This window comes from Pseudomonas sp. ANT_H4 (assembly GCF_008369295.1).
In the GTDB taxonomy this organism is placed as follows: domain Bacteria; phylum Pseudomonadota; class Gammaproteobacteria; order Pseudomonadales; family Pseudomonadaceae; genus Aquipseudomonas.
The window spans coordinates 289,617-312,600 of record NZ_VOBG01000001.1; the positions used below are offsets into that span (position 1 = coordinate 289,617).

Annotated in this window: 24 protein-coding genes and 1 other RNA gene; 14 read left to right on the forward strand and 11 right to left on the reverse strand. The window is 60.6% G+C overall.

The genetic code is table 11. The annotated features are described in order from the left end of the window. Positions 1–39 precede the first annotated feature (39 nt). A complete protein-coding gene (locus tag FQ182_RS01385) occupies positions 40–510 on the reverse strand; it encodes an Lrp/AsnC family transcriptional regulator (RefSeq protein WP_133100867.1) in 471 nt (156 codons plus the stop codon). A 127-nt stretch (positions 511–637) separates the two neighbouring features. Here FQ182_RS01385 and FQ182_RS01390 point away from each other — a divergent pair, with 127 nt between their 5' ends. From FQ182_RS01390 to FQ182_RS01415, 6 genes are all read left to right on the forward strand, one after another. After that, a complete protein-coding gene (locus FQ182_RS01390; protein ID WP_149412286.1) occupies positions 638–976 on the forward strand; it encodes a hypothetical protein in 339 nt (112 codons plus the stop codon). 84 nt (positions 977–1,060) lie between these two features. Then, positions 1,061–2,821, forward strand: coding sequence for a GspE/PulE family protein (locus tag FQ182_RS01395; protein WP_149412287.1), 1,761 nt, complete (start codon positions 1,061–1,063; stop codon positions 2,819–2,821). A gap of 245 nt (positions 2,822–3,066) precedes the next feature. Further along, complete coding sequence (locus tag FQ182_RS01400) at positions 3,067–3,987, forward strand: SPFH domain-containing protein (RefSeq protein WP_149412288.1); 921 nt, start codon at positions 3,067–3,069, stop codon at positions 3,985–3,987. Positions 3,988–3,997: 10 nt separating this feature from the next. Beyond that, on the forward strand, positions 3,998–4,444 hold the full coding sequence (locus tag FQ182_RS01405; RefSeq protein WP_149412289.1) for an NfeD family protein: 447 nt from the start codon (positions 3,998–4,000) through the stop codon (positions 4,442–4,444). 69 nt (positions 4,445–4,513) lie between these two features. Next, a complete protein-coding gene (locus FQ182_RS01410; protein ID WP_041161049.1) occupies positions 4,514–4,831 on the forward strand; it encodes a DUF2388 domain-containing protein in 318 nt (105 codons plus the stop codon). A gap of 154 nt (positions 4,832–4,985) precedes the next feature. Then, positions 4,986–6,128: a DegT/DnrJ/EryC1/StrS aminotransferase family protein gene (locus tag FQ182_RS01415; protein WP_149412290.1), complete on the forward strand. Its 1,143-nt coding sequence runs from the start codon at positions 4,986–4,988 to the stop codon at positions 6,126–6,128. 85 nt (positions 6,129–6,213) lie between these two features. On the opposite strand, the gene gcvH is transcribed toward FQ182_RS01415, so the two are convergent. The 9 genes from gcvH to FQ182_RS01460 all read right to left on the reverse strand — a co-directional run bounded on the left by gcvH (position 6,214) and on the right by FQ182_RS01460 (position 15,657). Next, the gene (gene gcvH, locus FQ182_RS01420) at positions 6,214–6,597 is read right to left on the reverse strand and encodes a glycine cleavage system protein GcvH (protein WP_149412291.1); all 384 of its coding nucleotides are present in this window, start codon (positions 6,595–6,597) and stop codon (positions 6,214–6,216) included. 51 nt (positions 6,598–6,648) lie between these two features. Further along, positions 6,649–7,731 carry a glycine cleavage system aminomethyltransferase GcvT gene (gcvT, locus tag FQ182_RS01425; protein WP_149412292.1) on the reverse strand — a complete coding sequence of 361 codons (1,083 nt, stop codon included), beginning with the start codon at positions 7,729–7,731 and terminating at the stop codon, positions 6,649–6,651. A gap of 156 nt (positions 7,732–7,887) precedes the next feature. Next, positions 7,888–9,504 carry an iron ABC transporter permease gene (locus tag FQ182_RS01430; RefSeq protein ID WP_149412293.1) on the reverse strand — a complete coding sequence of 539 codons (1,617 nt, stop codon included), beginning with the start codon at positions 9,502–9,504 and terminating at the stop codon, positions 7,888–7,890. A 220-nt stretch (positions 9,505–9,724) separates the two neighbouring features. Beyond that, on the reverse strand, positions 9,725–10,729 hold the full coding sequence (locus FQ182_RS01435; RefSeq protein ID WP_149412294.1) for an extracellular solute-binding protein: 1,005 nt from the start codon (positions 10,727–10,729) through the stop codon (positions 9,725–9,727). 138 nt (positions 10,730–10,867) lie between these two features. Next, positions 10,868–12,085 (reverse strand): 2-octaprenyl-3-methyl-6-methoxy-1,4-benzoquinol hydroxylase, encoded by a 1,218-nt coding sequence (locus tag FQ182_RS01440; protein WP_178114375.1) that lies wholly within the window; start codon positions 12,083–12,085, stop codon positions 10,868–10,870. A gap of 9 nt (positions 12,086–12,094) precedes the next feature. Then, positions 12,095–12,580 (reverse strand): DUF4442 domain-containing protein, encoded by a 486-nt coding sequence (locus FQ182_RS01445; RefSeq protein ID WP_149412296.1) that lies wholly within the window; start codon positions 12,578–12,580, stop codon positions 12,095–12,097. Further along, positions 12,573–13,760 carry a 2-octaprenyl-6-methoxyphenyl hydroxylase gene (gene ubiH, locus FQ182_RS01450; protein ID WP_149412297.1) on the reverse strand — a complete coding sequence of 396 codons (1,188 nt, stop codon included), beginning with the start codon at positions 13,758–13,760 and terminating at the stop codon, positions 12,573–12,575. Before ubiH ends, FQ182_RS01445 begins: the two co-directional genes overlap by 8 nt. Further along, positions 13,757–15,079 (reverse strand): Xaa-Pro aminopeptidase, encoded by a 1,323-nt coding sequence (gene pepP / locus FQ182_RS01455; protein ID WP_149412298.1) that lies wholly within the window; start codon positions 15,077–15,079, stop codon positions 13,757–13,759. Before pepP ends, ubiH begins: the two co-directional genes overlap by 4 nt. Before the next feature lie 20 nt (positions 15,080–15,099). Next, a complete protein-coding gene (locus FQ182_RS01460) occupies positions 15,100–15,657 on the reverse strand; it encodes a YecA family protein (protein WP_149412299.1) in 558 nt (185 codons plus the stop codon). A 138-nt stretch (positions 15,658–15,795) separates the two neighbouring features. Here FQ182_RS01460 and FQ182_RS01465 point away from each other — a divergent pair, with 138 nt between their 5' ends. The 4 genes from FQ182_RS01465 (at position 15,796) to FQ182_RS01480 (ending at position 17,230) form a co-directional block, all read left to right on the forward strand. Beyond that, the gene (locus tag FQ182_RS01465; RefSeq protein ID WP_003213954.1) at positions 15,796–16,005 is read left to right on the forward strand and encodes a TIGR02449 family protein; all 210 of its coding nucleotides are present in this window, start codon (positions 15,796–15,798) and stop codon (positions 16,003–16,005) included. Then, positions 16,002–16,319 carry a cell division protein ZapA gene (locus FQ182_RS01470; RefSeq protein ID WP_149412300.1) on the forward strand — a complete coding sequence of 106 codons (318 nt, stop codon included), beginning with the start codon at positions 16,002–16,004 and terminating at the stop codon, positions 16,317–16,319. Before FQ182_RS01465 ends, FQ182_RS01470 begins: the two co-directional genes overlap by 4 nt. A 30-nt stretch (positions 16,320–16,349) precedes the next feature. Then, a non-coding RNA gene (ssrS, locus tag FQ182_RS01475) (6S RNA) lies at positions 16,350–16,528 on the forward strand. A gap of 66 nt (positions 16,529–16,594) precedes the next feature. Continuing rightward, positions 16,595–17,230, forward strand: a complete 636-nt coding sequence (locus FQ182_RS01480; RefSeq protein WP_149412301.1) for a 5-formyltetrahydrofolate cyclo-ligase — start codon at positions 16,595–16,597, stop codon at positions 17,228–17,230. A gap of 2 nt (positions 17,231–17,232) precedes the next feature. On the opposite strand, the gene FQ182_RS29685 is transcribed toward FQ182_RS01480, so the two are convergent. Then, the gene (locus tag FQ182_RS29685) at positions 17,233–17,382 is read right to left on the reverse strand and encodes a hypothetical protein (protein ID WP_178114368.1); all 150 of its coding nucleotides are present in this window, start codon (positions 17,380–17,382) and stop codon (positions 17,233–17,235) included. 195 nt (positions 17,383–17,577) lie between these two features. Here FQ182_RS29685 and FQ182_RS01485 point away from each other — a divergent pair, with 195 nt between their 5' ends. From FQ182_RS01485 to FQ182_RS01500, 4 genes are all read left to right on the forward strand, one after another. Beyond that, positions 17,578–18,027, forward strand: coding sequence for an EVE domain-containing protein (locus FQ182_RS01485; protein WP_149412302.1), 450 nt, complete (start codon positions 17,578–17,580; stop codon positions 18,025–18,027). Positions 18,028–18,166: 139 nt separating this feature from the next. Beyond that, positions 18,167–19,132 (forward strand): HlyD family secretion protein, encoded by a 966-nt coding sequence (locus FQ182_RS01490; protein ID WP_149412303.1) that lies wholly within the window; start codon positions 18,167–18,169, stop codon positions 19,130–19,132. Further along, positions 19,129–21,852 carry a ribosome-associated ATPase/putative transporter RbbA gene (rbbA, locus tag FQ182_RS01495; protein WP_149412304.1) on the forward strand — a complete coding sequence of 908 codons (2,724 nt, stop codon included), beginning with the start codon at positions 19,129–19,131 and terminating at the stop codon, positions 21,850–21,852. The genes FQ182_RS01490 and rbbA overlap by 4 nt, the downstream gene beginning before the upstream one ends. After that, on the forward strand, positions 21,852–22,970 hold the full coding sequence (locus tag FQ182_RS01500) for an ABC transporter permease (RefSeq protein WP_149412305.1): 1,119 nt from the start codon (positions 21,852–21,854) through the stop codon (positions 22,968–22,970). The genes rbbA and FQ182_RS01500 overlap by 1 nt, the downstream gene beginning before the upstream one ends. Positions 22,971–22,984: the final 14 nt, after the last annotated feature.

A 22,984-nucleotide genomic window follows, 5' to 3' on the forward strand; every position in this document is an offset into this window, starting at 1 on the left:
TGTGGCGAGCGGGCTTGCCCCGCTCGCCACAAGGGCCGCCTAGCGCAACACCGGTAAGCTCGTCGTTGATTTGATCTCCGACAAGGCCACAATCGAATTGACCTCCTGAATCCCCGGCACCATCGACAGTTTTTCGAAGAAAAACCGCTCATACGCCTCGATGTCTGACGTGACGATCCGCAGCAAAAAATCCACCGCCCCCATCAACACATAACACTCCAGAACTTCCGGAAAACCGCGAATCGCCTCGGTGAATTCGGTGAAGTTGGAGCGCCCGTGAGCATTGAGTTTGACCTCGGCGAAAATTTGCGTGTTCAGGCCGATTTTCTTGCGGTCGAGCAAGGTCACCTGTCCACGGATCACCCCTTCCTCCTTGAGCCGCTGAATCCGCCGCCAGCACGGCGACTGCGAGAGGCCGACCTGTTCGGCAATCTGCGCGCTGGAAAGCGAAGCGTCTTCCTGTAGCAGCGCCAGAATCCGGCGGTCGTATATATCCAACTCACTGTGCATAAAAATACCTTTAAGCGTCATATCTACGAATTGATTTATTCATTTATAGGCCAATACGTCCAAACATAGATAAGAAATACCCGCTGCAGCATGTAAAAATTTCTCCAGTCGAATCCGGAGAATTGCCATGCACTCAGTCGAAGCTACTCGCCCAGCCACCCGCGTCGATGCCTGGGCAGTCAACAACAGCCATTGCCGGGCCCACTATCAAATCCTCGCCGAGGCGGAACCCGACGTGTTGTGCCGGGTGCTCAACTACTTCGCCCTGCAGTTTTTGGTGCCGCAGCAGGTGAGTGTGATGCGCGACGATGACCTGTTGACCATCGACGTGGTCATGGACGGTTTGAGCTGGCATCGGGCCCAGGTGATCGGTGAAAAACTTCGTAACCTGATCAGCGTCTGTTCGCTGGAGCTGCAACCGCTTGAATCCACGCGGCTACAAGCGGTACAGGCGGTGGCTCAGTAAAAGCCTGCAATACCCTGCTGGACGACAAGGCCCAAGGCGCAACTAGCCTTGTTGCACCTCTCGATATCGTCCAGGAAATTCACCATGCCCGTTGCGCCAACCCCTCAGGATCGCAGGCTGACGCTTGATGAGCTGCTACCCGCGTTGATCACACAAGGACTGATCAGCGAAGACATGGCCAAGCGGTTGTCGAACGAGACGGACAACGGACTGCATCCCCTGGAGTTTCTCGCCAGCCGGCAGCTCGCCGATCCCGCCCACCCCGGCCAGTCGCTGTCCCTGGAAACCCTGACGCAATGGCTCGCCTGTCACGTTGGCCAACCCTACCTGCGCATCGACCCGTTGAAGATCGACGTGGCGACGGTGGTGCCACTGATGTCCTACGCCTTTGCCCAACGGCATAAAATCCTCGCCATCGCCCTCGACTCCCAAAGCGTGACGGTCGCCAGCGCCGAGCCTTATCTGTGCAGTTGGGAATTAGGCCTGGCCCATGTACTGAAACGCTCGATCAAACGCGTGCTGGCCAATCCCCAGACCATCCAGCGCTGTAGCGTGGAGTTTTTCAGGCTGGCCAAGTCAGTCAGCGGAGCTGATCAAAAAACACTCAGCGCGTTCAATCCCGAACAGTTGCTCAACCTCGGCGCCAGTGACCAGGAGCCCGACGCCAACGATGCGCACATCGTCAACATCGTCGATTGGCTGCTGCAATACGCCTTTGATCAGCGCGCCAGCGATATTCATGTCGAACCCTGTCGCGATCAGGGCCGCGTGCGCTTTCGCATCGACGGGCTGCTGCACGATGTCTATCAATTCCCGCCCCAGGTGACGACGGCCGTGGTCAGCCGCCTGAAAAGCCTCGGGCGGATGAACGTGGCGCAAAAGCGCAAACCCCAGGACGGCCGCGTGAAGACCAAAAGTCCGACCGGAATAGAAATGGAACTGCGCCTCTCGACCTTGCCCACAGCCTTTGGCGAAAAGCTGGTCATGCGGATTTTCGATCCCCAGGTGCTGCTCAAGGACTTCCACCAACTAGGGCTCTCAAGTAACGACCTGCAACGCTGGAAAAGTATGACCGGCCAGGCCAATGGCATCATTCTGGTTACCGGTCCCACCGGCTCGGGCAAGACCAGTACGCTGTACACCACCCTCAAACAGCTGGCGACCCGCGAGGTCAACCTGTGCACCGTGGAGGACCCGATCGAGATGGTAGAGCCGGCCTTCAACCAGATGCAGGTCCAGCACAACATCGACCTGACCTTCGCCAGTGGCATACGCGCACTGATGCGCCAGGACCCAGACATCATCATGATCGGTGAAATCCGCGACCTGGAAACCGCCGAAATGGCGATCCAGGCCGCGCTGACCGGGCACCTGGTGCTGTCGACGCTGCACACCAACGACGCGCCGAGCGCCATCAGTCGCCTGCTGGAACTGGGGATTGCTCACTATTTGATCAAGGCAACTTTGCTGGGGGTCATGGCTCAACGTCTGGTGCGCCTGCTGTGCCCGCACTGCAAACAGGCCATGGCCCTGGCGCAAGAGGATTGGCAAAGCCTGACCCAGCCTTGGCCGGTCCCTCGCCCAGAGCAGGTTTATCAGGCCGTCGGCTGCCCGGAATGCCGGCAAAGCGGTTATCGCGGGCGGGCCGGCGTTTACGAAATCATGCGGATGAGCGATGACGTCAAGGCACTGATCAGCCCGGACACCGATGTGCAGGCCCTGCGGCGCGAGGCGCTCAAGGAAGGCATGCACAGCCTGCGGTTATCGGGCGCGCTCAAGGTGGCCGAAGGGCTCACAACCCTTGAGGAAGTGTTGCGGGTAACGCCTCAAAACGAAGTGCGATAAAGATTGCGTCGCCAAAGCTGCCAGCAACATCAGCACACTTATTTAACAAAATGACCGACGGGGCGGGGCCAAAGATCATGAAAGCACGCCGTAGAGGGGGCAGGGTTTGCCCTTAAGGTCCGCCACGTCACCACGAGTGGCGCAATCCCTTAATTGTTCACCGAGTAAACCGTTCTTATCTCTGACAAGCCCGTTACAATCAGCCAAACCTCGCTTTACCGCCACCATCCAGACAGGGAATAGTTATGCAGATCGGTACCGTATTGCTTCTTTTTGTAGGCTTAGCTATCGCCATCCTCTTCATGGGTTTCAAGGTCGTGCCACAGGGCTATCAGTGGACGGTCGAACGCTTCGGGCGCTACACCAACACGCTCACACCCGGCCTGAACATCATCATTCCGGTCATGGACCGCATCGGTCGCAAGATCAACGTGATGGAAAGCGTGCTGGATATTCCGCCCCAGGAAGTCATCACCGCCGACAACGCCACGGTACAGATCGATGCCGTGTGCTTCTTCCAGGTGGTCAACACCGCCCAGGCGGCCTACGAGGTGAACAACCTCGAACACGCCATACGCAACCTGCTGCAAACCAATATCCGTACCGTGCTCGGATCCATGGAACTGGACGCGATGCTCAGCCAGCGTGACGGTATCAACGAAAAACTGTTGCGCACCGTCGACGAAGCGACCGCGCCGTGGGGCATCAAGATCACCCGGATCGAAATCAAGGACATCAGCCCGCCTGCCGACCTGATGGCCGCCATGTCCGGCCAGATGAAGGCCGAGCGGATCAAGCGTGCCCAGATCCTTGAAGCCGAAGGCCTGCGGGCGGCGGCGATCTTGACGGCTGAAGGCAAGAAGCAGGCACAGATTCTTGAAGCCGAGGGTGGTCGCCAGGCCGCATTCCTGGAATCCGAAGCTCGTGAGCGTCAGGCCGAGGCAGAAGCCCGCGCCACCAAAGTGGTATCGGAGGCAATTGCCACCGGTAACGTGCAAGCCATCAATTATTTTGTTGCGCAGAAGTACATCGACGCCCTCGGCAAGCTGGCCTCGGCCAACAACAGTAAAGTGATCCTGATGCCTCTGGAAGCCAGCCAGGTGATCGGTGCGGTGGGCGGCATCGGCGAGATCGTCAAAGCCACCTTCGACAACAAGAAAGCCTGAGGCACACGCCATGTGGGAATTCTTGCAGAACCTGTCTTTTTGGGACTGGCTGGCACTGGGCACCGTGCTGTTGATCCTTGAAGTGTTCGGTGCCGGTGGCTATCTGTTGTGGATGGGTATCGCGGCGGCGGCCGTCGGCGTGCTCAAGTTCCTGATCCCAGGGCTTGGGCTGGAACTGCAACTGCTGCTGTTCGCCGTGCTGTCCATATTGACGGCGGTGTATTGGTGGAAACGCCAACGCAGCAGCGCCAAGGTCAGTGACCAACCGGGGCTGAACATGCGTGGTTCGGAGCTGATCGGTCGCACCTTTGTGGTGCATCAAGCGATTGTCGATGGCCGGGGCAAGATCAAAGTCGGCGATGGCGTGTGGATGGCCACCGGTGAAGATGCGCCGGTGGGGGCTCAAGTCCGAGTGATTGGCCAGGATGGCGTGGTTCTGCGGGTTGAAACTGTTTAGTCAGCCAGGGAACTAGGCTGGGCTATCTATAATCCAACGATTTAGATAACCCAGTTGGAGTCACCCATCATGCGTCTCAAATATGCTGTCGCAACCCTCGCCGTGCTATCCCTTCCTGTCGGTTCAGCCATGGCCGACAGCTTCTGGCGTAATGTCATCTCGTCGGGCGCCACAACCGGCTCGACGTACCTGACCTTCAAGGACCACAAACTCGTGGTCGCAGCCCAGGACGACGCCGGCAGTTTCGTCGCCAGTGACGGCGGCATCCGTGGCCCGTACCTGGAAGCCGCAATGCAGAAGGTCCGCGCTGACAACCCTGGCCTGAAAGCCACAGACATGGAGCTGGCCAACGCCATCCTGGCGAAAAACGCCATCGCTTCCGAGTAAAACCGCCTCATGAGAAAGCCGCTTTTGAAGCGGCTTTTTTTTGCCTGGAGGGTGACAATTCGTTCACAGATGACAGGCTATATTCAGTCTCTGCATGTAACCATGTTGATATGTTCTTACCCATTGCCTCTCTTAAACGGATACCTGCCACGTCATGAGCCAGTTGCCCTTCCTGCCGTTTTCAAAGCCCACCATTGATGAAGCCACCATCTCGGCGGTTGGTGATGTGTTGCGCTCTGGCTGGATCACCAGCGGGCCCAAGGTGCAAGCGTTCGAGGCGCAGTTATCGGAATATTTTGGCGGCCGGCCGGTGCGCACGTTCAACTCAGGCACCTGCACGATGGAGATTGCCTTGCGCATCGCTGGCGTTGGGCCTGGGGATGAAGTCATCACCACGCCGATCTCCTGGGTGGCCACGGCCAACGTGATTCTTGAAGTGGGCGCCACACCGGTGTTTGCCGATATCGACCCGGTCACCCGCAACATCGACCTGGCCCAGGTGGAAGCGGCCATCACGCCGCGCACCAAGGCAATCATTCCGGTGTACCTGGCGGGCCTACCGCTGGACATGCCAATGCTCTACGCGCTGGCCAATAAGTACGGCCTGCGCATCGTCGAAGATGCCGCGCAGGCACTGGGCTCCAGCTGGGATGGCCAGCGTATTGGTGCCACCGGAGATTTTGTGTCGTTCAGCTTCCAGGCGAACAAAAACATTACTTCCTCTGAAGGCGGCTGCTTGGTGTTGAACAACGCCGAAGAAGCCCGACTGGCAGAGAAATATCGCCTGCAAGGCGTTACCCGCAGCGGCTTCGACGGCCTGGACGTGGATGTGCTGGGCGGCAAGTTCAACATGACTGATATTGCGGCGGCCATCGGCCTGGGTCAGTTTGCCCATATAGAGAACATCACCGCCCATCGCCAGGCACTGGCCCAGCACTATTTCGAATGTTTTGGCAGTGATTTTGAAGAGAAGTACGGCGCGCAACTGCCGCCGACAGACTTCGAGAACAGCAACTGGCACCTGTTCCAACTGGTGCTGCCGGAGCGCCAGGACGGCCTGCCGGCACGCGCCACGTTCATGGAGCAGATGCAGGCCCACGGCGTCGGCATTGGCTATCACTACCCGCCGATCCACCTGCTGAGCCTGTATCGGGCACAAGGATTCAAGGAAGGCATGTTCCCGGTGGCGGAAAAAGTCGGGCGTTTGATTGTTTCGTTGCCGATGTTTACGGCGATGACGAAAGCGGATGTAGAGCGTTCGGTGGCGGCGGTCAAAGCAGTGTTGAAGGCAAGCTAAACAACGATTTTTAGCCTCCTCCAATCAAATGCAGGAGCTGGCTTGCCAGCTCCCGCACTGATTTGTGCCGTTGCAGCTCTCGGGCTTATTCGCCGATGGCGGCCTTGTAGCCGGCAGCATCCAGCAGTTTGTCCAGTTCCGCGGCATTGCTTGGCTTGAGCTTGAAGATCCAGGCGCCGTACGGGTCGGTGTTCAGCGACTCGGGGCTGCCACTCAAGTCTTCATTGACTGCAATCACTTCACCGGCAATCGGTGCATAGATGTCCGAGGCCGCTTTCACCGACTCTACCACGCCAGCCTGATCGCCCTTGCCAAACACCTTGCCCACTTCAGCCAACTCGACGAACACCACATCCCCCAGAGCTTCCTGGGCATGGTCGGAGATTCCGACAGTTACGGTGCCATCAGCTTCCAGACGGGCCCATTCGTGACTTTCGGCAAAACGCAGGTCGGCAGGGATATCGCTCATAATCTGTGTCCTCAAGAAGAAATGTCAGCGGCCATTGGCCCGCCGGAAAATTTAAATCAATGTTTTGCCATGGCGCACGAAGGTCGGTTTGACCACCCGGACCGGGTACCACTTACCGCGAATTTCCACTTCGGCACGGTCAGCGGTCGCCATCGGTACACGCGCCAGGGCAATGGATTTGCTAAGCGTAGGAGAGAAACTACCACTGGTGATCTCTCCTTCGCCAACATTGGCGATACGGACCACCTGATGAGCACGTAAAACCCCGCGTTCTTCCAGCACCAGGCCCACCAGCTTGAACTTCACACCGCCTGCCCGCTCGGCTTCCAGCGCAGCGCGGCCGATGAAGTCGCGGCAGGCAGGTTCCCAGGCGATGCTCCAGGCCATATTGGCGGCAAGCGGCGATACATTCAGGTGAATATCCTGTCCGTAGAGGTTCATCCCGGCCTCAAGGCGCAGGGTGTCACGGGCGCCGAGGCCGATGGGCGAGATACCCGCACCTACCAGGTCGTTGAAAAACGCCGGGGCCTGATCGGCAGGCAGGATAATTTCCAGGCCGTCTTCGCCGGTATAGCCGGTACGCGCAATAAACCAGTCGCCGTCGGCCTGACCTTCAAAAGGTTTGAGCTGGTGAATCAGGACGCCACGGGACTGAGTCACTAGTTCGGCAATTTTGTACCGCGCATGGGGGCCCTGAATGGCGAGCATGGCCAAGTCCGCGCGCTCGTGCAGTTGCACCTGGTAGCTGCCCAAATGAGCCTGCATCCAGGCGATGTCCTGGTCGTGGGTGGCAGCGTTGACCACTAGCCGATAGCCGGCTTCAGTGCGGTAGACAATCATGTCGTCCACCACGCCGCCTTGCTCGTTGAGCATGGCGCTGTACAAGGCACGGCCGCAGCCATGCAAACGATCAACATCATTGGCCAATAAATACTTGAGCCAGTGCGTGGCCTGCAGGCCGGTGACGTCGATCACGGTCATGTGGGAAACATCAAATACTCCGCAGTCACGTCGCACCTGATGGTGCTCTTCGACCTGCGAGCCGTAATGCAGAGGCATATCCCAACCGCCAAAATCGACCATTTTCGCGCCAAGGGCGAGATGCAGGTCATACAGAGGCGTACGCTGTCCCATGGGTTTCTCCTTCCGGGCGTGGCGAAGGTGCGGACGGTTGCCGTTCGGGCCACACACCTTGCAATACAAGGCCTGCAGCCACGTTCAGTCACCCGATCTAAAAGATGGACCGCACCGAATGCCGCGCATTGTAGCCTCAAGCCGTAGGACTGGCACCTAACCGATTCGTCGCGCTGAGCGCCGGATCAATCCGATGACCGGTAATAGGCCCACCAGCACCAGGGTCAACGCTGGCAGAGACGCGCGCGCCCACTCGCCTTCACTGGTCATTTCGAAGATTCGTACCGCCAACGTGTCCCAACCGAACGGGCGCATCAGCAGGGTCGCAGGCATTTCCTTGAGCACATCGACAAACACCAGCAGCGCCGCGCTCAAGGTCCCCGGCAGCAATAACGGCAGATACACTTTGCAAAACAGTCGCGGGCCACTTACCCCCAAACTGCGGGCGGCTTCAGGCAGCGAGGGTCGGATTTGCGCCAGGCTGTTTTCCAGCGGCCCGTAGGCCACCGCCATGAACCGCACCAGATAAGCCAACAGCAATGCCGACAGGCTGCCCAACAGCAACGGCTTACCCGCACCGCCCAACCAGCCCGACACCGGGATCACCAGTTCACGGTCCAGGTAACTGAATGCCAACATGATCGACACCGCCAGCACCGAACCCGGCAAGGCGTAGCCGAGGTTGGCCAGGCTGATACCCGAACGAATGGCCCGGGTCGGCGCCAAGCGATGGGCAAACGCCAGCACCAACGCCACGCTAACGGTGATCAACGCCGCCATGGCGCCCAGGTACAAGGTATGGACGATCAGCCCGGCGTAACGCTCGTCGAGGTCGAACCGGCCACGCTGCCAGAACCAGGCCACCAGTTGCACCATAGGGATGACGAAAGCGCAGGCGAAAACCAATCCGCACCAGCCGCTGGCCGCTGCCGCCTTGAACCCGCGCAGGTGATAGAGCGCCTTGCCACGCGGCCGTTCATTGCTCGGCCGGCTGGAACCCCGGGCACGACGCTCGCCGTACAGCACCAGCATCACCACCAGCAGCAACAGGCTTGCCAATTGCGCGGCGCTGGAAAGGCTGAAAAAGCCGTACCACGTCTTGTAGATGGCGGTAGTGAAGGTGTCGAAGTTGAACACCGAGACCGCGCCGAAATCTGCCAGGGTTTCCATCAGCGCCAACGCCACACCAGCCCCGATGGCCGGCCGGGCCATGGGCAAGGCCACGCGCCAGAACGCCTGCCACGGCGATTGCCCCAGCACCCGCGCCGCTTCCATCAGGCCCTTGCCCTGGGCCAGGAATGCGGTGCGCGCCAGCAGGTAGACGTAGGGGTAGAACACCAGCACCAGCACGATGATGACGCCACTGGTGGAGCGCACCCGCGGCAGGCGCAGGCCGCTGCCGAACCATTCGCGCAGTAGGGTTTGCACGGGGCCGGAGAAGTCCAGCAGGCCGACGAAGACAAATGCCAGAACATAGGCGGGAATGGCGAACGGTAGCATCAGCGCCCAGTCCAGCCAGCGGCGGCCGGGGAACTCGCAGAGGCTGGTCAGCCAGGCCAGGCTGACACCCAGCACCGTAACGCCCACGCCAACGCCCAACACCAGGGTCAGGGTATTACCCAGCAGGCGCGTCATCTGGGTTTCCCATAAATGGGACCAGATTTGCTGGTCGATGCTTTGCCATGACAGCAACAGGACGCTCAGCGGCAACAGCACTAGGGCGGCGACGATGAAGACCGGCAGGTACCAGCGGCGTTGAGCGGGGTGGGCCAAGGAAAACTCTCGATCAAGGTAGGAATATGTGCGCTTTGCAGAATACGCCGCGGCTCTACTGTACGAGCGAGCTTGCTCGCGAAAAACGTCAACGGCAACTCGGGCTTGCCTGGAAGAATGCGGCGCTCTCAGGCTTTTCGCGAGCAAGCTCGCTCCTACACAAAGCAAAGCCCGTTAAGCAAAACGCCCCGCAAATGCGGGGCGCAGTATAGCGTTTGGCTTAGTTCCAGCCAGCGCGATCCATCAGGCGAATGGCTTCGGCCTGGCGCTTGCCAGCCACTTCAACCGGCAGGGTGTCGGCGACAAACTTGCCCCAGGCGGCCACTTCGGCCGACGGCGGCACAGCCGGATTGGCCGGGAACTCCTGGTTCACGTCTGCAAAAATTCTCTGGGCCTCAGGTGTGGTCATCCACTCCACCAGCGCCTTGGCCGCTTGCGGGTGAGGCGCGTGCTTGGTCAGGCCAATACCCGACAGGTTGACGTGCACGCCACGGTCGCCCTGGTTCGGCCAGAACAGTTTCACCGCCAAGCCCGGCTTCTGCTTGTGCAGGCGGCCGAAGTAGTAAGTATTGACGATGCCAACATCGCACTGGCCGGCGTTGATGGCTTCCAGCACGGCAATGTCATCGGAGAACACGTCGGTGGACAGGTTATTGACCCAGCCCTTGACGATTTCTTCAGTCTTGGCCGCGCCGTGGGTTTCGATCAGGGTGGCAGTCAGCGACTGGTTGTAGACCTTTTTCGACGTGCGCAGGCACAGGCGGCCTTCCCATTGCTTGTCGGCGAGGGCTTCGTAAGTGGTCAAGTCGCCCGGTTTTACGCGATCGGTGGAATAGGCGATGGTCCGCGCCCGCAGGCTCAAGCCAGTCCAGGCATGGGTCGATGAGCGGTATTGCAGCGGGATGTTGGCGTCGATCACCTTGGAGGTGAGCGGTTGCAGGATGCCCATTTGCTCGGCTTGCCAGAGGTTGCCGGCGTCGACGGTGAGCAGCAGGTCGGCGGTGGCGTTTTCGCCTTCGGCCTTGATGCGCTGCATCAGCGGCGCTTCCTTGTCAGTGATGAACTTGATCTGTACGCCGGTTTTTTTGGTGTAGGCATCGAAGACTGGCTTGATCAGTTCGTCGATACGCGAGGAGTAGACCACCACCTCGTCAGCCGCCTGGACGGTGGTGCTGCCAATTAGAGTGAGTGCCAGGGCAGTCAGGAGGCGCTTGGGTACCAACATGAGTGCGGTCTCTCGTAGCGAAATGAGCGTAAATGATAAGGACTCACATTTAGCTTCTCAACTGAACACTTGGCGAAGGCGTTACGAGATGTTGCGCAACCGGAATTTCGGGTGAGGCCATCAGCCGCACCCTCTCCTTCACGCCTTGGCCAGTTCCGGCAAATCCCCGGTCAACCCCAACGCCTGACGCACGAACATCGCCTTGGCCTCAGGCATCTGGTCCACCACTTTCAAGCCGGCATTGCGCAGCCAGCGCAACGGCAGTTGATCGGCCTGGAACAACCGCTCAAAGCCTTCCATTGCCGCCATCAGCGCCAGGTTATGGGGCATGCGCCGGCGCTCATAACGGCTGAGCACTTTCACATCCGCCAGCCGCTCGCCGCGCTCCGATGCCTGCAACAACACCTCAGCCAACACGGCTGCATCCAGGAAACCCAGGTTCACACCCTGCCCCGCCAGCGGGTGAATGACATGAGCCGCATCGCCGATCAGCGCCAGGCCTTCGGCCACATAGCGCTTGGCATGGCGTTGACGCAGCGGCACGCACAGTCGCGGGTCGGCGCTCACCACGGTGCCAAGACGGCCTTCAAAGGCACGCTCCAGCTCACGACAGAAGCTTTCATCATCCAGCGCTATCAGGCGTTCGGATTCGCTCGGCGTGGTCGACCAGACGATCGAACACCAATCTTCCTGGCCGTCCCGTACCAGCGGCAGGAACGCCAGCGGGCCATGGTCGGTAAAGCGCTGCCAGGCGGTACGCTGATGCGGCAGGCTGCTGCGCACGCTGGTGACGATGGCGTTATGCAAGTAATCCCATTCACGTGTCGCGGTACCGGTCAGACGTCGCACCGCCGAATTGGCGCCGTCAGCGGCGATCACCAGCGGCGCGCGCAAGGTGCGGCCGTCGGCCAGGGTCAGCAGCCAGTCGTCGCCGGAGCGGCGCATCTGCTCCAGCCGCGCATTGGCCAACAGGCCCAGGTCGCAGTCGTGCAGGCGGTCGAGCAAGGCGTCCTGGACCACGCGGTTTTCGACGATATGCCCGAGCACCTCGGCATGCACGCTGGCCGCCGAAAAGTGGATCTGCCCGGTGCCGCTGCCGTCCCACACCTGCATCTCGCCATAAGGGCTCGCGCGGCGCTCAACGATGCCGTCCCAGACGCCGAGGCGCTCCAGAATTCGCTGGCTGGCGGCCGACAAGGCGCTCACCCGCGGTTCGAACGGCGCATCCACGTCGAAGGGCTTGACGCTCAGCGGGCTGCCATCGAGCAGCAGCACTTGCAGGTCACTGCCCTGCAACGCCAGCGCCAGGGCGCTTCCGACCATTCCGGCCCCGACAATCAGCACATCTGCGCGCATGTCCATGCTTTAAGCCTGTCTCGCTTGCGGCTTGCGCCGCACGTAAAGGGTTTTGTCGACCCCCGCCACCAGGGTGCCGGAGCCGTCATGAATCAGGACCTTGAGGTGCGGCAAATACTTGTCGCCGCTATCGGTCTGTCGGCGAATCTCGTCCAGCAAGGCTTCGTCGATGGAAAACTCGGCAAACACCGGGCCTTTACCCGGCGAGATAAAGTCGATGGCCGCAGCCTTGTCCCATACGATGTAGTCGCGGCCCAGGTTCTCCATCAGCATCAGCATGAAAAACGGGTCGACCATCGAGTACAGGCTGCCGCCAAACTGCGTGCCTACGTAATTACGGTTGTACCAGCCCAGGCCCATGCGCACCTTGACCTGACGAAAGTCGCTGCTGATGTGCTGCACGCGAACCCCGGCGCCGAGGTACGGCGGGTACAGGGTCATGATCCAGCGCAACAGCCGCGCCTTGCCCAGCCGCTCGATCAGCCACCTACGCATCGGGACGGGTGCCCAGGCCCATGGCCTGACGGGCGAACCAGCGCTTGGCCGGTGGCAACAAGTCCAGACCGAGCAAGCCCATGTTGCGGCCCAACGCGACCAACGGCTGGGCACTGCCAAACAGGCGGGTGACCTGATCGGAGAAACCCACGGTCAATTTCTGATCCATGCGCTGGCGTTCGCGGTACGCCTGCAAGGTCGCCAGGTCACCCGGCACCGCCGGCCCGGCCAACAAGGCCTCGGCCAGGGCGTAGGCATCGCGCAGGGACAAGTTGAAACCCTGCCCCGCAATCGGGTGCAGGCTGTGGGCGGCGTTACCCAGTATCGCCAGATGGGAGCGCACCTGCTCCTCGGCTTCCACCAGGGTCAACGGATACAAATGCCGAGCGCCCACCTGTTTCAGGGTGCCAAGGCGATAGCCGAACACACCTTGCAACTCACTGAGAAAACTACGTTCGTCGAGATTGGCAAGACGCTGGGCGTCCATGCCGACACGGGTCCAAACCAGCGCGCAACGGTTGTCCGGCAGCGGCAGCAAGGCCATCGGGCCGTCATCGGTGAAACGTTCGAACGCCTCGCCGTTATGGGCTTCACTCGGGGTGATGTTGGCAATCAACGCGCTCTGGTTGTACGGGCGTTGTTTAACGCCGATGCCTAACTGCTCCCGCAGCCCGGAACGGCCGCCATCGGCGAGTACCGCGAGGTCACATTCGAGGACGGTTTCATCGTTCAGCGTCAGGCGATAGCCGTCGACCAGCGGCTCCATGCGGGTGACTTCGGCCGGGCAGCGCCAACTGATCACGTCCTTGTCCAGGCCTTGCCACAGGCACTGGCCGAGCCAGGCGTTTTCCACCACGTAGCCGAGAGCCGGAACGCCTTCTTCCATGGCCGACAAGCGCGCGGTAGAGAAACGTCCACGGTCCGACACATGAATCTGCTTGATTGGCTCGGCGCGGCGGGAGATGTCTTGCCACACCCCCAGGCGCTGATAAATCTGCCGCGCACCGAAGGACAGTGCCGAAGAGCGGGCATCGTAGCTCGGCTGGAAACTGTCGCCGGGGGCGAAGGGCTCGATCAGCACGATCTTCCAGCCGCGCGCCTTGGCCCCGGCCTGCAGCGCCAACGCCAGGCTGGCGCCCACCAGGCCGCCACCAATGATTGCCAGATTGATCCGGCTCATCGTGCATCCGCCATCAGGGCTTCGATCTCGGCGACCGTCTTGGGTACGCCAACGGTCAGAATTTCACAGCCTTGCTTGGTCACCACCACGTCGTCCTCGATGCGTACGCCAATGCCACGCCATTTCTTCGCCACGTTCTGGTTGTCCGACGAGATATAGATCCCCGGCTCCACGGTCAGGGCCATGCCGACTTCCAGCACCCGCCACTCACCGCCGACCTTGTACTCCCCGACGTCGTGCACATCCATCCCCAGCCAGTGGCCGGCGCGGTGCATGTAAAAAGCCTTGTAGGCTTCGCTGGCGATCAACTCATCCACATCGCCCTGCAACAAGCCCAACTTCACCAGCCCGGCGGTGATGACGTGCACCGTCGCTTCGTGGGCCTGGTTCCAGTGCTTGTTCGGCGCGATCTGAGCAAACGCTGCTTCCTGGGACGCCAGCACTATTTCGTAAATCGCTTTCTGCTCAGCAGAAAACTTGCCGTTGACCGGCCAGGTACGCGTGATGTCGCTGGCGTAGCAGTCGATCTCGCAACCGGCGTCGATCAGCACCAGATCGCCGTCCCTGAGCACCGCGTCATTCTGCTGATAATGCAGGATGCAACTATTGCGTCCCGACGCGACGATGGAGCCATAGGCCGGCATCTTCGCCCCGCCCTTGCGAAATTCGTAATCAAGCTCCGCTTCCAGGCTGAATTCATGCAGCCCGACACGGCTGGCCTGCATCGCCCGTACATGGGCCGCGCAGGAAATCCGCGCAGCCTCGCGCATCACCTTCACTTCCGCGGCGGATTTATACAGCCGCATGTCGTGGAGCAGATGATCCAGGGCAACAAATTCGTTCGGTGGCTGGGCGCCCAGGTGCGCCTTGGAGCGGATCACATTGATCCACTCCATCAGGTGCCGGTCGAATTCGGCGTGGCTGCCCATGGCCGAATACACCCGGTCGCGGCCTTCGATCAGGCCAGGGAGGATGTCGTCGATATCGGTGATGGGAAAAGCATCGTCGGCACCGAACTCACGGATCGCGCCTTCTGTGCCAGCACGCAGGCCGTCCCACAACTCGCGCTCGGCATTGCGTTCACGGCAGAACAGCACGTACTCGCCATGCTGGCGACCGGGCATCAGCACGATCACCGCCTCAGGCTCGGGGAAGCCACTCAGGTACTGGAAGTCGCTGTCCTGGCGATAGACATGTTCGACATCGCGATTGCGGATCGCCACGGCAGCAGCAGGCAGGATCGCGATGCTGTTGGGTTCCATCTGCGCCATGAGCGCCTTGCGGCGCCGGGTGTATTCCGCTTTGGGGATATGAATCATGGGCAGGTGGGCTTCCTTTCTTAGTGCAGCGAAGGCTTGATTGCTGCCGGTTCATCCGGTTTCTTGGTCTCGGTGAACAGCAGCAGCGGCGCGACGCGCAAGTATTCCATCACTTCCATATAGTCGCTTTCACCGTCTTCGGATTCTTCCAGGGCTTCTTGCACCTGGGAGATGGCGGCGAGGTCTTGCAGCACTTCCTTGGCGTCGGTGCTCAACTCCAGGCCGGCGGCGTTCACCCCAAAACCATGGAGGAAGCCCTGGCACCATTGGCCCAGTGCCGCGGCACGGTCAGGGAGCGGCGCATCATCGGTTGGCAACAGCAGGACGACAGTCACGTCGTCGCCGGTCAACTCGCCCTTGACCATCTCTTGCAAGCCGATCAGGGCGTTGCGAACGTTCTCTTGCGGCTCGGTTTCAAGCAGCTCGGCAACGTCAGCCAACCAGTTGTCGGCATCAAACCCGACACCGGTGCAACTGCGACCCAGCAGCACGCCGTGAAGCTCGGCAGGCGAGCAAGGATGACCGCTGATGCTCAGCAGTTTGGAAAAAGCGTCGTACGGGGAATTCTGAATAGGCATGGTGAGCTAGGCGCCAAGCGGCGCAATGTCTAGAATGAAGCGCTGTATCCTAGCATCGGCAGACGTACCAAGACTATCGAGGGCGTCAGATCGTTTATCCAGCAGTTGCCATTCATCAGACAAATCCAGTGGAACCCAATGGAAGACACCGACCTGCAAGCGCTGATGGCCAGACTCGAATTGCTAATTAACCGGGTCGAGCAACTAAAGAGCCAGAATGGACTCCTATTAGCTCAGGAAAAGACCTGGCGCGAGGAGCGCGCTCACCTCATTGAAAAAAACGAAATCGCCCGGCGTAAGGTCGAGTCGATGATTTCGCGCCTGAAGGCCCTGGAGCAAGACTCATGAGTTCAAGCAATAGCGTCACCGTGCAGATTCTCGATAAAGAATATTCGATCAGTTGCCCCCAGGAAGAACGCAGCAACCTGGTGAGCGCTGCCCGCTACCTGGATGGCAAGATGCGTGAAATCCGCAGCAGCGGCAAAGTGATTGGCGCCGATCGCATCGCTGTGATGGCCGCGTTGAATATCACCCACGATTTGCTGCATAAGCAGGAACGCCCTGACGTGCAGGCCGGCGGCTCGACGCGCGAGCAGGTACGCGACCTGCTGGAGCGCGTTGATCTGGTGCTTTCTACCGACCAGGAGCCACCCAAGGGCTGATTGCAGTGTCTGTTTCGGGTATACTCGCCCCACTCCCTGGCGTGCTTGCCAGTCGGCGATGTCCCGGAGCCGATTCGCACTACCCTGGAAGTTGCACGTTTGGCTGGTGTGCATGTCCGCTAGACGGAAAGCCTTAAAGCCTACTGCATCTTCCACCTTGAACTTTCGGGTTCAAGGGCTTAGTCGACAGCGGTTCTGTCGGGGAGCCTGATTCCCAAATCCAATGCCAGTCTTGTGACTGGCATTGTTTTATGACCCGAAAAAAGCAGATCCCCATGACCGAACCTGCGCCGCTTTCCCGCCCGCAACTTCGACGCATGCTGCGCAAAGCCCGTCGCGCCCTGACGCCGAGCGAGCAACGCCAGGCCGCCCACGGCCTGTATCGGCAACTGGCACAACACCCGCTGTTTCGCCGGGCCAAACATATCTCTTTATATCTACCGATGGACGGTGAAATCGATCCGCGCTTGCTGCTGCGCGCCGCCCAGCGCCGGGGCAAGGCTACCTACCTGCCGGTACTCAGTGCGTGGCCGCGAACCAAGATGGTGTTTCAACGGGTGCGTCCGGGGGAAAAGCTGTCGCCTAACCGTTTTCGCATTCTTGAGCCACGGGTCAACGTTGGCCGCCAGCGCAAGGTCTGGGCCCTGGATCTGGTGCTGTTACCGCTGGTGGGTTTCGATGATATGGGTGGACGCCTTGGCATGGGCGGCGGCTTTTATGACCGCAGTCTTGCCTACTTGGCGCGGCGAACGACCTGGCGCAAGCCGACGCTATTGGGCCTGGCCCATGAATGTCAGAAAGTCGAACGACTGGCGCAGGCGAGGTGGGATGTGCCGCTTGAAGGCACGGTCACCGATAGGCAATGGTATGTCGCAGAGAGGACGCAGCTGGAGTCAGCGGCGCCGAAGTAGCTTCAACGCTTGAAGAGTTGTGGCGTCTGTTGTGCAAGTTCAATCGGTGCTTCGGTCTTGTTCGTCCACAGGCTTTGCGCGTAGCCAGTGGTCACGACGCCCAGACCGAACAAAATAACCAAAATCCATAGTAAATCCGGTTTGCGTTTCATCGATTGCCCCCCTTCAGGCATATCACACACGATGACAGCAACGTTCCATAAGTAGTCCGTTCTGGCTGCGTCAAGCTTAAAATCCCGGCATTCTGCGTTAACGTGATCCAACACGCAAACCTTGACGTCAACCGACCGTCGGTTTGTCATGCAATTGCCGAACAACTTGCCCAATACCCCAAAAGGAGCAAAAACATGGCCTATTGGCTGATGAAATCCGAGCCCGACGAGCTGTCCATCAAGGACCTGGAAAAACTCAGTGAAGCCCGTTGGGATGGCGTGCGCAATTACCAGGCGCGCAACTTCCTGCGGGCCATGGCGGTGGGCGATGAGTTTTTCTTCTACCACTCCAGCTGCCCGGAACCGGGGATTGCCGGGATAGGGAAAATCATCGAGGCGGCCTATCCCGACCCGACCGCGCTGGAGCCCGAGAGTCATTATTTCGATGCCAAGGCTACGCCCGAAAAGAATCCGTGGAGCGCGATCAACGTCGCCCATGTCGAGACTTTCCCCAAGGTGCTGGGCCTGGGGTATTTGAAACAACAGAGTGCCCTTACCGAATTGCCCCTGGTGCAAAAAGGCAGCCGACTGTCGGTGATGCCGGTAACCGCCGACCAATGGGCCGCCGTGCTGGGCTTGCGCTAGACAGCAGAACCCTGCGGTCACGCCACCGGCGCATGCATCTGCGCGTCAACCGGGTTAGGCTTGCGCTTCATTTGACCGGTATCAAGGGCCCTAGGGCAGTATCTGTCAAACTAGGACGCTAACACCGCAGGACGCACCCATGTCGACGACCCATCGCAGTTCCCATCTTTTCGCCACGCTCCTGATACTTCTGCTGGTGGCCGCTGGCGGCTTCGGTTACTGGAAGTCCACCCAGGACCGCCTGCCCGAAGGCTTGAGCATGGGCAACGGCCGGCTCGAATCCACCGAAGTGCAGATCGCCACCAAAATCCCCGGGCGCCTGGCCGAGGTGCGGGTCGATGAAGGCGACAAGGTGCTCAAGGGCCAACTGCTGGCGCGCATCGACACACGCACCCTGGAAGCCCAGCGTGCCCAGGCCGAAGCTGAAGTGCTGCGGGCCAAGGAAAACTTCGCGGCAGCCGAGGCCAACGTGCAACTGCGCCAGAGCGAACAGCTGCTGGCCAACCAGGAACTCAAGCGCACCCAGGAGCTGTACAAGCGCGGCTTCGCCAGCGGCCAACTGATCGACCAGCAACAGGCCCACCAGAACACCGGTAACGCCGCCGTGCTTGCTGCCCGCGCTCAGGTCAACGCAGTCAAGGCCGCCATTGGCGCCGCCCAGGCCAGCGTCGAACAGCTCACCAGTGAAATCGAAGACAGCAGCCTGCGGGCGCCCATCGACGGCATCATCCAGTTGCGCTTGGCCGAGCCCGGCGAAGTGCTCGGCGCCGGTGGCCGGGTGTTGTTGCTGATCGATCCCAACGACCAATACATGAACCTCTATTTGCCCGCCTCCGTTACCGGTCGCCTGACCGTAGGCAGCGAAGCGCGGATCGTCCTCGACGCCCTGCCACAACAACCGCTGCCGGCAAAAATCAGCTTTGTCGCCGCCAAATCCCAGTTCACCCCCAAAGAAGTTGAAACCCGCGACGAGCGCCAGAAACTGGTATTCCGGGTCAAGTTGCGCCTGACCCAACCCAGTGCCGTGCCGCAAGCCAAGCCCGGCATGCCCGGCGCCGGCTACGTGCGCACCGCCGAACTGGACTGGCCGGCTAACCTGCAATGACCGGCCCGGCGCTGCACGCCACAGACATCAACCATCGCTACGGTAAGCAACAGGCCTTGATCGACATAGCCTTCAGCTTGCCGGCCGGCACCCGTTGCGGGCTGATCGGCCCGGATGGTGCCGGCAAGTCGAGCCTGCTGGGATTGATCGCCGGGGTTAAAAAGCTCCAGGACGGTCAACTTGAGGTGCTCGGCGGCTCCATCGAAGACCGCCGCCACCGCAACAGCCTGTACCCGCGCATCGCCTTCATGCCCCAAGGCCTGGGCGGCAACCTTTACCCCGAGCTGTCCATCAGCGAAAACATCCGTTTCTTCGCGACCCTGTTCGGCCTGTCGAAAGCCGATTGCGACCAGCGCATGCACAACCTGCTGCTGGCCACCGACCTGGCTCGTTTCGCCGAGCGCCCGGCGGGCAAGCTCTCCGGCGGGATGAAACAGAAGCTCGGCCTGTGCTGCGCGCTAATCCACGACCCGGACCTGTTGATCCTTGACGAACCCACCACTGGCGTAGACCCGCTCTCCCGCCGGCGCTTCTGGGAGCTGGTAGAAAACGTACGCAGCGAGCGGCCGCAACTGACCCTGCTGGTGGCCACCGCTTATATGGAAGAGGCCGAGCAGTTCGAACATTGCCTGATGCTCGACCGCGGCAAATTGATCGCCGACGGCCTGAGCAGCGAACTGGCGGCCATCACCCCCAGCGGCAAACTGGATGAAGCCTTTACCCACTTCCAGGGCGACAGCGCCCACAACAACCAACCGTTGGTAATTCCACCCAGGGCGAGCGACAACACTGACATCGCCATAGAAGCCCATGACTTGACCCTGCGTTTCGGCGACTTCACGGCGGTGGACAAGGTCAGCTTCGCTATCGGCCGGGGCGAAATCTTCGGCTTCCTCGGCTCCAACGGCTGCGGCAAGACCACTACCATGAAAGTCCTCACCGGGCTGATGCCGGCCAGTGAAGGCAGCGCCACCTTGCTGGGCAACCCGGTGAACGCCAAGGACCTGGCCACTCGCAAGCGCGTGGGCTTTATGTCACAAAGCTTCTCGCTGTACGGCGAACTCAGCGTGCGGCAGAACCTGGTGCTGCATGCGCAACTGTTCGACCTGCCCAAGGCTGACAGCGAGCAGCGCATCGACGAGCTGATCAAGCGCTTTGACCTGAGCGGCGTTGCCGAGCAGCCTTCCGGCGAGTTGCCATTGGGCTTGCGTCAGCGCCTGTCATTGGCGGTGGCGGTGCTGCATCGTCCGGAAGTGCTGATCCTCGATGAACCGACTTCCGGCGTCGACCCGGCGGCGCGGGATGATTTCTGGCGGCTGTTGATAGAGTTGTCCCGCGAGCAAGGGGTGACGATCTTTCTGTCCACCCACTTCATGAACGAAGCCCAGCGCTGCGACCGCATCTCGCTGATGCACGCCGGCAAGGTGCTGGCTTGCGATACGCCCGATGCACTGCAACAGCAATTTCACGGCGAGACCCTGGAAGCGGCGTTTGTTACTTGCCTGGAACAAGCCCAGGGTGCGCCTGACGCGCCGACAACCGTCGAGACCGCCACTGCTGAAACACCCGCCACGGTGCCCACCAGCAAACGCGGCTTCAGCGTAGCCCGCCTGTTGGCTGTCGCCAGCCGCGAAGGCAAGGAGTTGTTGCGCGACAAGGTGCGCATGGCCTTCGCCCTGCTCGGGGCGATTTTCATGATGGTGATCTTTGGCTACGGCATTTCCCTCGATGTGGAGAAGCTCGCCTTCGCCGTCTACGACCAGGACCAAACTCCACAAAGCCGCGCCTACCTGGAAGCCTTTCGCAGTTCGCGCTACTTCGCCGAACAACCGCCGATCCAGGACTCGAACGAACTGCACAAGCGCCTGCAACGCTCGGAAATCAAGCTGGCCCTGGAAATTCCACCCGGTTTCGGCCGCGACCTGTACGCCGGGCGCCAACCGGCGGTTGCCGCATGGCTCGACGGCGGCATGCCGTTTCGGGCCGAGACCAGCCGCAACTACGTGGAAGCAGTACACCAGGCCAATCTCCAGCAACTGGCCGAACTCCACAGCCCACCACTGAACAACCGCGCCGCCGCCAAACTGGAAACCCGCTTTCGCTACAATCAGGACGTGGTCAGCGTAAACGCCATCGGCCCCGGCGTCATGGCGCTGATCCTGGCGTTTATCCCGGCGATGCTCACCGCCCTCGGAATCGTGCGTGAGAAGGAGTTGGGTTCCATCACCAACTTCTATGCCACGCCGCTGACCCGCCTGGAATTTCTGCTGGGCAAACAGGCGCCGTACCTGGCCGTCAGCCTGATCAACCTGGCCTTGCTGGTGGCGATGAATCGCTGGCTGTTCGGCGTGCCGTTCAAGGGCAGCGGCGTGACCCTGGCCTTCGGCGGCCTGCTTTACGTGCTGGCGACCACCAGCATGGGCCTGTTGATTTCGGCGTTCACCCGCACCCAGATCGCCGCGATCCTCGGCACCATGATTATCACCAGCCTACCGACCATTCAGTTCTCCGGGTTGATCGTGCCGCGCTCGTCCCTGGAAGGTGCGGCCGCGCTGATGGGCATGCTGTTCCCGGCCGGTTACTTTCTCGATATTGCCGTCGGCACCTTCACCAAGGCCCTGGACCTGCGCCAGCTGTGGCCGCAGTGCCTGGCACTGTTCGGGTTTTTCCTGGGGTTTACCGGACTTAGCCTGATCATGCTCAAGAAGCAGGAGGCCTGATGCACAAGCTCGCTCATATCCTGCGCCTGGGCATTAAAGAACTGACCAGCCTGCGCCACGACAGCGTGTTGCTGTTGTTTTTGTTCTACGCCTTCACGGTGGCGATCTATATGCCGGCGGCCGGTTCGGTCATCGGCGTACATAACGCCAGCGTTGCCCTGGTGGATGAAGACCACAGTCACTTGTCCCGCCAGTTGGCCGAAGCCTTGCTACCGCCAGAGTTCCAGCCCGCGGTGCCGTTGCCCTATGACCAGCTGGACAAGGTCATGGACAGCGGCCAGTACACCTTCGTGATCAACGTGCCGGCAAATTTCCAGGCCGACCTGTTGGCCGGGCGCCAGCCGAGTGTGCAGGTCAATGTCGATGCCACAGCCATGAGCCAGGCCTTTATGGGCGCCGGGTACATCGGGCGGATTTTCCAGCGCGAACTGCTCACCTATAGCGGTCAGGCCGATGCGGCCAACAAGGCGCCGGCGTTACTCACCACGCGGGCGTTGTTCAATACCAACCTGGAAGGCGGCTGGTTCCTGGCGGTGATCCAGATCGTCAACAACATCACCATCCTCGCCATTGTGCTGACCGGCACCGCATTGCTGCGCGAGCGCGAACACGGCACCCTCGACCACTTGCTGGTGCTACCGCTGACGGCGCTGGAAATCATGCTGGCGAAAATCTGGAGCAACATGCTGGTGGTGGTGCTCTGTACCTGGCTGTCGCTGGAAGTGGTGGTCAAGGGCTTGCTCGGGGTACCGCTGGCAGGATCGCTGACGTTGTTTCTGCTGGTCACGGCACTGTATCTGTTTGCCAGTACTGCCCTGGGAATCTTCCTCGCCACCCTCGCCCGCTCGACGCCACAGTTCGGCTTGCTGGCGATCCCGGTGATCATTCCGATGCTGTTGCTGTCAGGCGGCAGCACACCGCTGGACAGCATGCCGCAATGGTTGCAATGGGTGATGCAGGGCTCGCCGTCGACGCACTTTGTCAGCCTGAGTGCGGCGATCCTGTTCAGGGATGCGGGTGTGAGCGTGGTGTGGCCGGACTTGCTGGCGCTGGCGGGGATTGGCTTGCTGTTTTTTGCGGTGGCGTTGGCGCGGTTCAGGAAGAGCCTTGCCTCTTAAGGTATTGCCGATCT

What these genes read in the sequence shown, in the direction of transcription:
- FQ182_RS01385 (WP_133100867.1), bottom strand. Translation starts at nt 510, where the DNA reads ATGCACAGTGAGTTGGATATATACGACCGCCGGATTCTGGCGCTGCTA.
- FQ182_RS01390 (WP_149412286.1), top strand. Translation starts at nt 638, where the DNA reads ATGCACTCAGTCGAAGCTACTCGCCCAGCCACCCGCGTCGATGCCTGG.
- FQ182_RS01395 (WP_149412287.1), top strand. Translation starts at nt 1,061, where the DNA reads ATGCCCGTTGCGCCAACCCCTCAGGATCGCAGGCTGACGCTTGATGAG.
- FQ182_RS01400 (WP_149412288.1), top strand. Translation starts at nt 3,067, where the DNA reads ATGCAGATCGGTACCGTATTGCTTCTTTTTGTAGGCTTAGCTATCGCC.
- FQ182_RS01405 (WP_149412289.1), top strand. Translation starts at nt 3,998, where the DNA reads ATGTGGGAATTCTTGCAGAACCTGTCTTTTTGGGACTGGCTGGCACTG.
- FQ182_RS01410 (WP_041161049.1), top strand. Translation starts at nt 4,514, where the DNA reads ATGCGTCTCAAATATGCTGTCGCAACCCTCGCCGTGCTATCCCTTCCT.
- FQ182_RS01415 (WP_149412290.1), top strand. Translation starts at nt 4,986, where the DNA reads ATGAGCCAGTTGCCCTTCCTGCCGTTTTCAAAGCCCACCATTGATGAA.
- gcvH (WP_149412291.1), bottom strand. Translation starts at nt 6,597, where the DNA reads ATGAGCGATATCCCTGCCGACCTGCGTTTTGCCGAAAGTCACGAATGG.
- gcvT (WP_149412292.1), bottom strand. Translation starts at nt 7,731, where the DNA reads ATGGGACAGCGTACGCCTCTGTATGACCTGCATCTCGCCCTTGGCGCG.
- FQ182_RS01435 (WP_149412294.1), bottom strand. Translation starts at nt 10,729, where the DNA reads ATGTTGGTACCCAAGCGCCTCCTGACTGCCCTGGCACTCACTCTAATT.
- FQ182_RS01440 (WP_178114375.1), bottom strand. Translation starts at nt 12,085, where the DNA reads ATGCGCGCAGATGTGCTGATTGTCGGGGCCGGAATGGTCGGAAGCGCC.
- FQ182_RS01445 (WP_149412296.1), bottom strand. Translation starts at nt 12,580, where the DNA reads ATGCGTAGGTGGCTGATCGAGCGGCTGGGCAAGGCGCGGCTGTTGCGC.
- ubiH (WP_149412297.1), bottom strand. Translation starts at nt 13,760, where the DNA reads ATGAGCCGGATCAATCTGGCAATCATTGGTGGCGGCCTGGTGGGCGCC.
- pepP (WP_149412298.1), bottom strand. Translation starts at nt 15,079, where the DNA reads ATGATTCATATCCCCAAAGCGGAATACACCCGGCGCCGCAAGGCGCTC.
- FQ182_RS01460 (WP_149412299.1), bottom strand. Translation starts at nt 15,657, where the DNA reads ATGCCTATTCAGAATTCCCCGTACGACGCTTTTTCCAAACTGCTGAGC.
- FQ182_RS01465 (WP_003213954.1), top strand. Translation starts at nt 15,796, where the DNA reads ATGGAAGACACCGACCTGCAAGCGCTGATGGCCAGACTCGAATTGCTA.
- FQ182_RS01470 (WP_149412300.1), top strand. Translation starts at nt 16,002, where the DNA reads ATGAGTTCAAGCAATAGCGTCACCGTGCAGATTCTCGATAAAGAATAT.
- FQ182_RS01480 (WP_149412301.1), top strand. Translation starts at nt 16,595, where the DNA reads ATGACCGAACCTGCGCCGCTTTCCCGCCCGCAACTTCGACGCATGCTG.
- FQ182_RS29685 (WP_178114368.1), bottom strand. Translation starts at nt 17,382, where the DNA reads ATGAAACGCAAACCGGATTTACTATGGATTTTGGTTATTTTGTTCGGT.
- FQ182_RS01485 (WP_149412302.1), top strand. Translation starts at nt 17,578, where the DNA reads ATGGCCTATTGGCTGATGAAATCCGAGCCCGACGAGCTGTCCATCAAG.
- FQ182_RS01490 (WP_149412303.1), top strand. Translation starts at nt 18,167, where the DNA reads ATGTCGACGACCCATCGCAGTTCCCATCTTTTCGCCACGCTCCTGATA.
- rbbA (WP_149412304.1), top strand. Translation starts at nt 19,129, where the DNA reads ATGACCGGCCCGGCGCTGCACGCCACAGACATCAACCATCGCTACGGT.
- FQ182_RS01500 (WP_149412305.1), top strand. Translation starts at nt 21,852, where the DNA reads ATGCACAAGCTCGCTCATATCCTGCGCCTGGGCATTAAAGAACTGACC.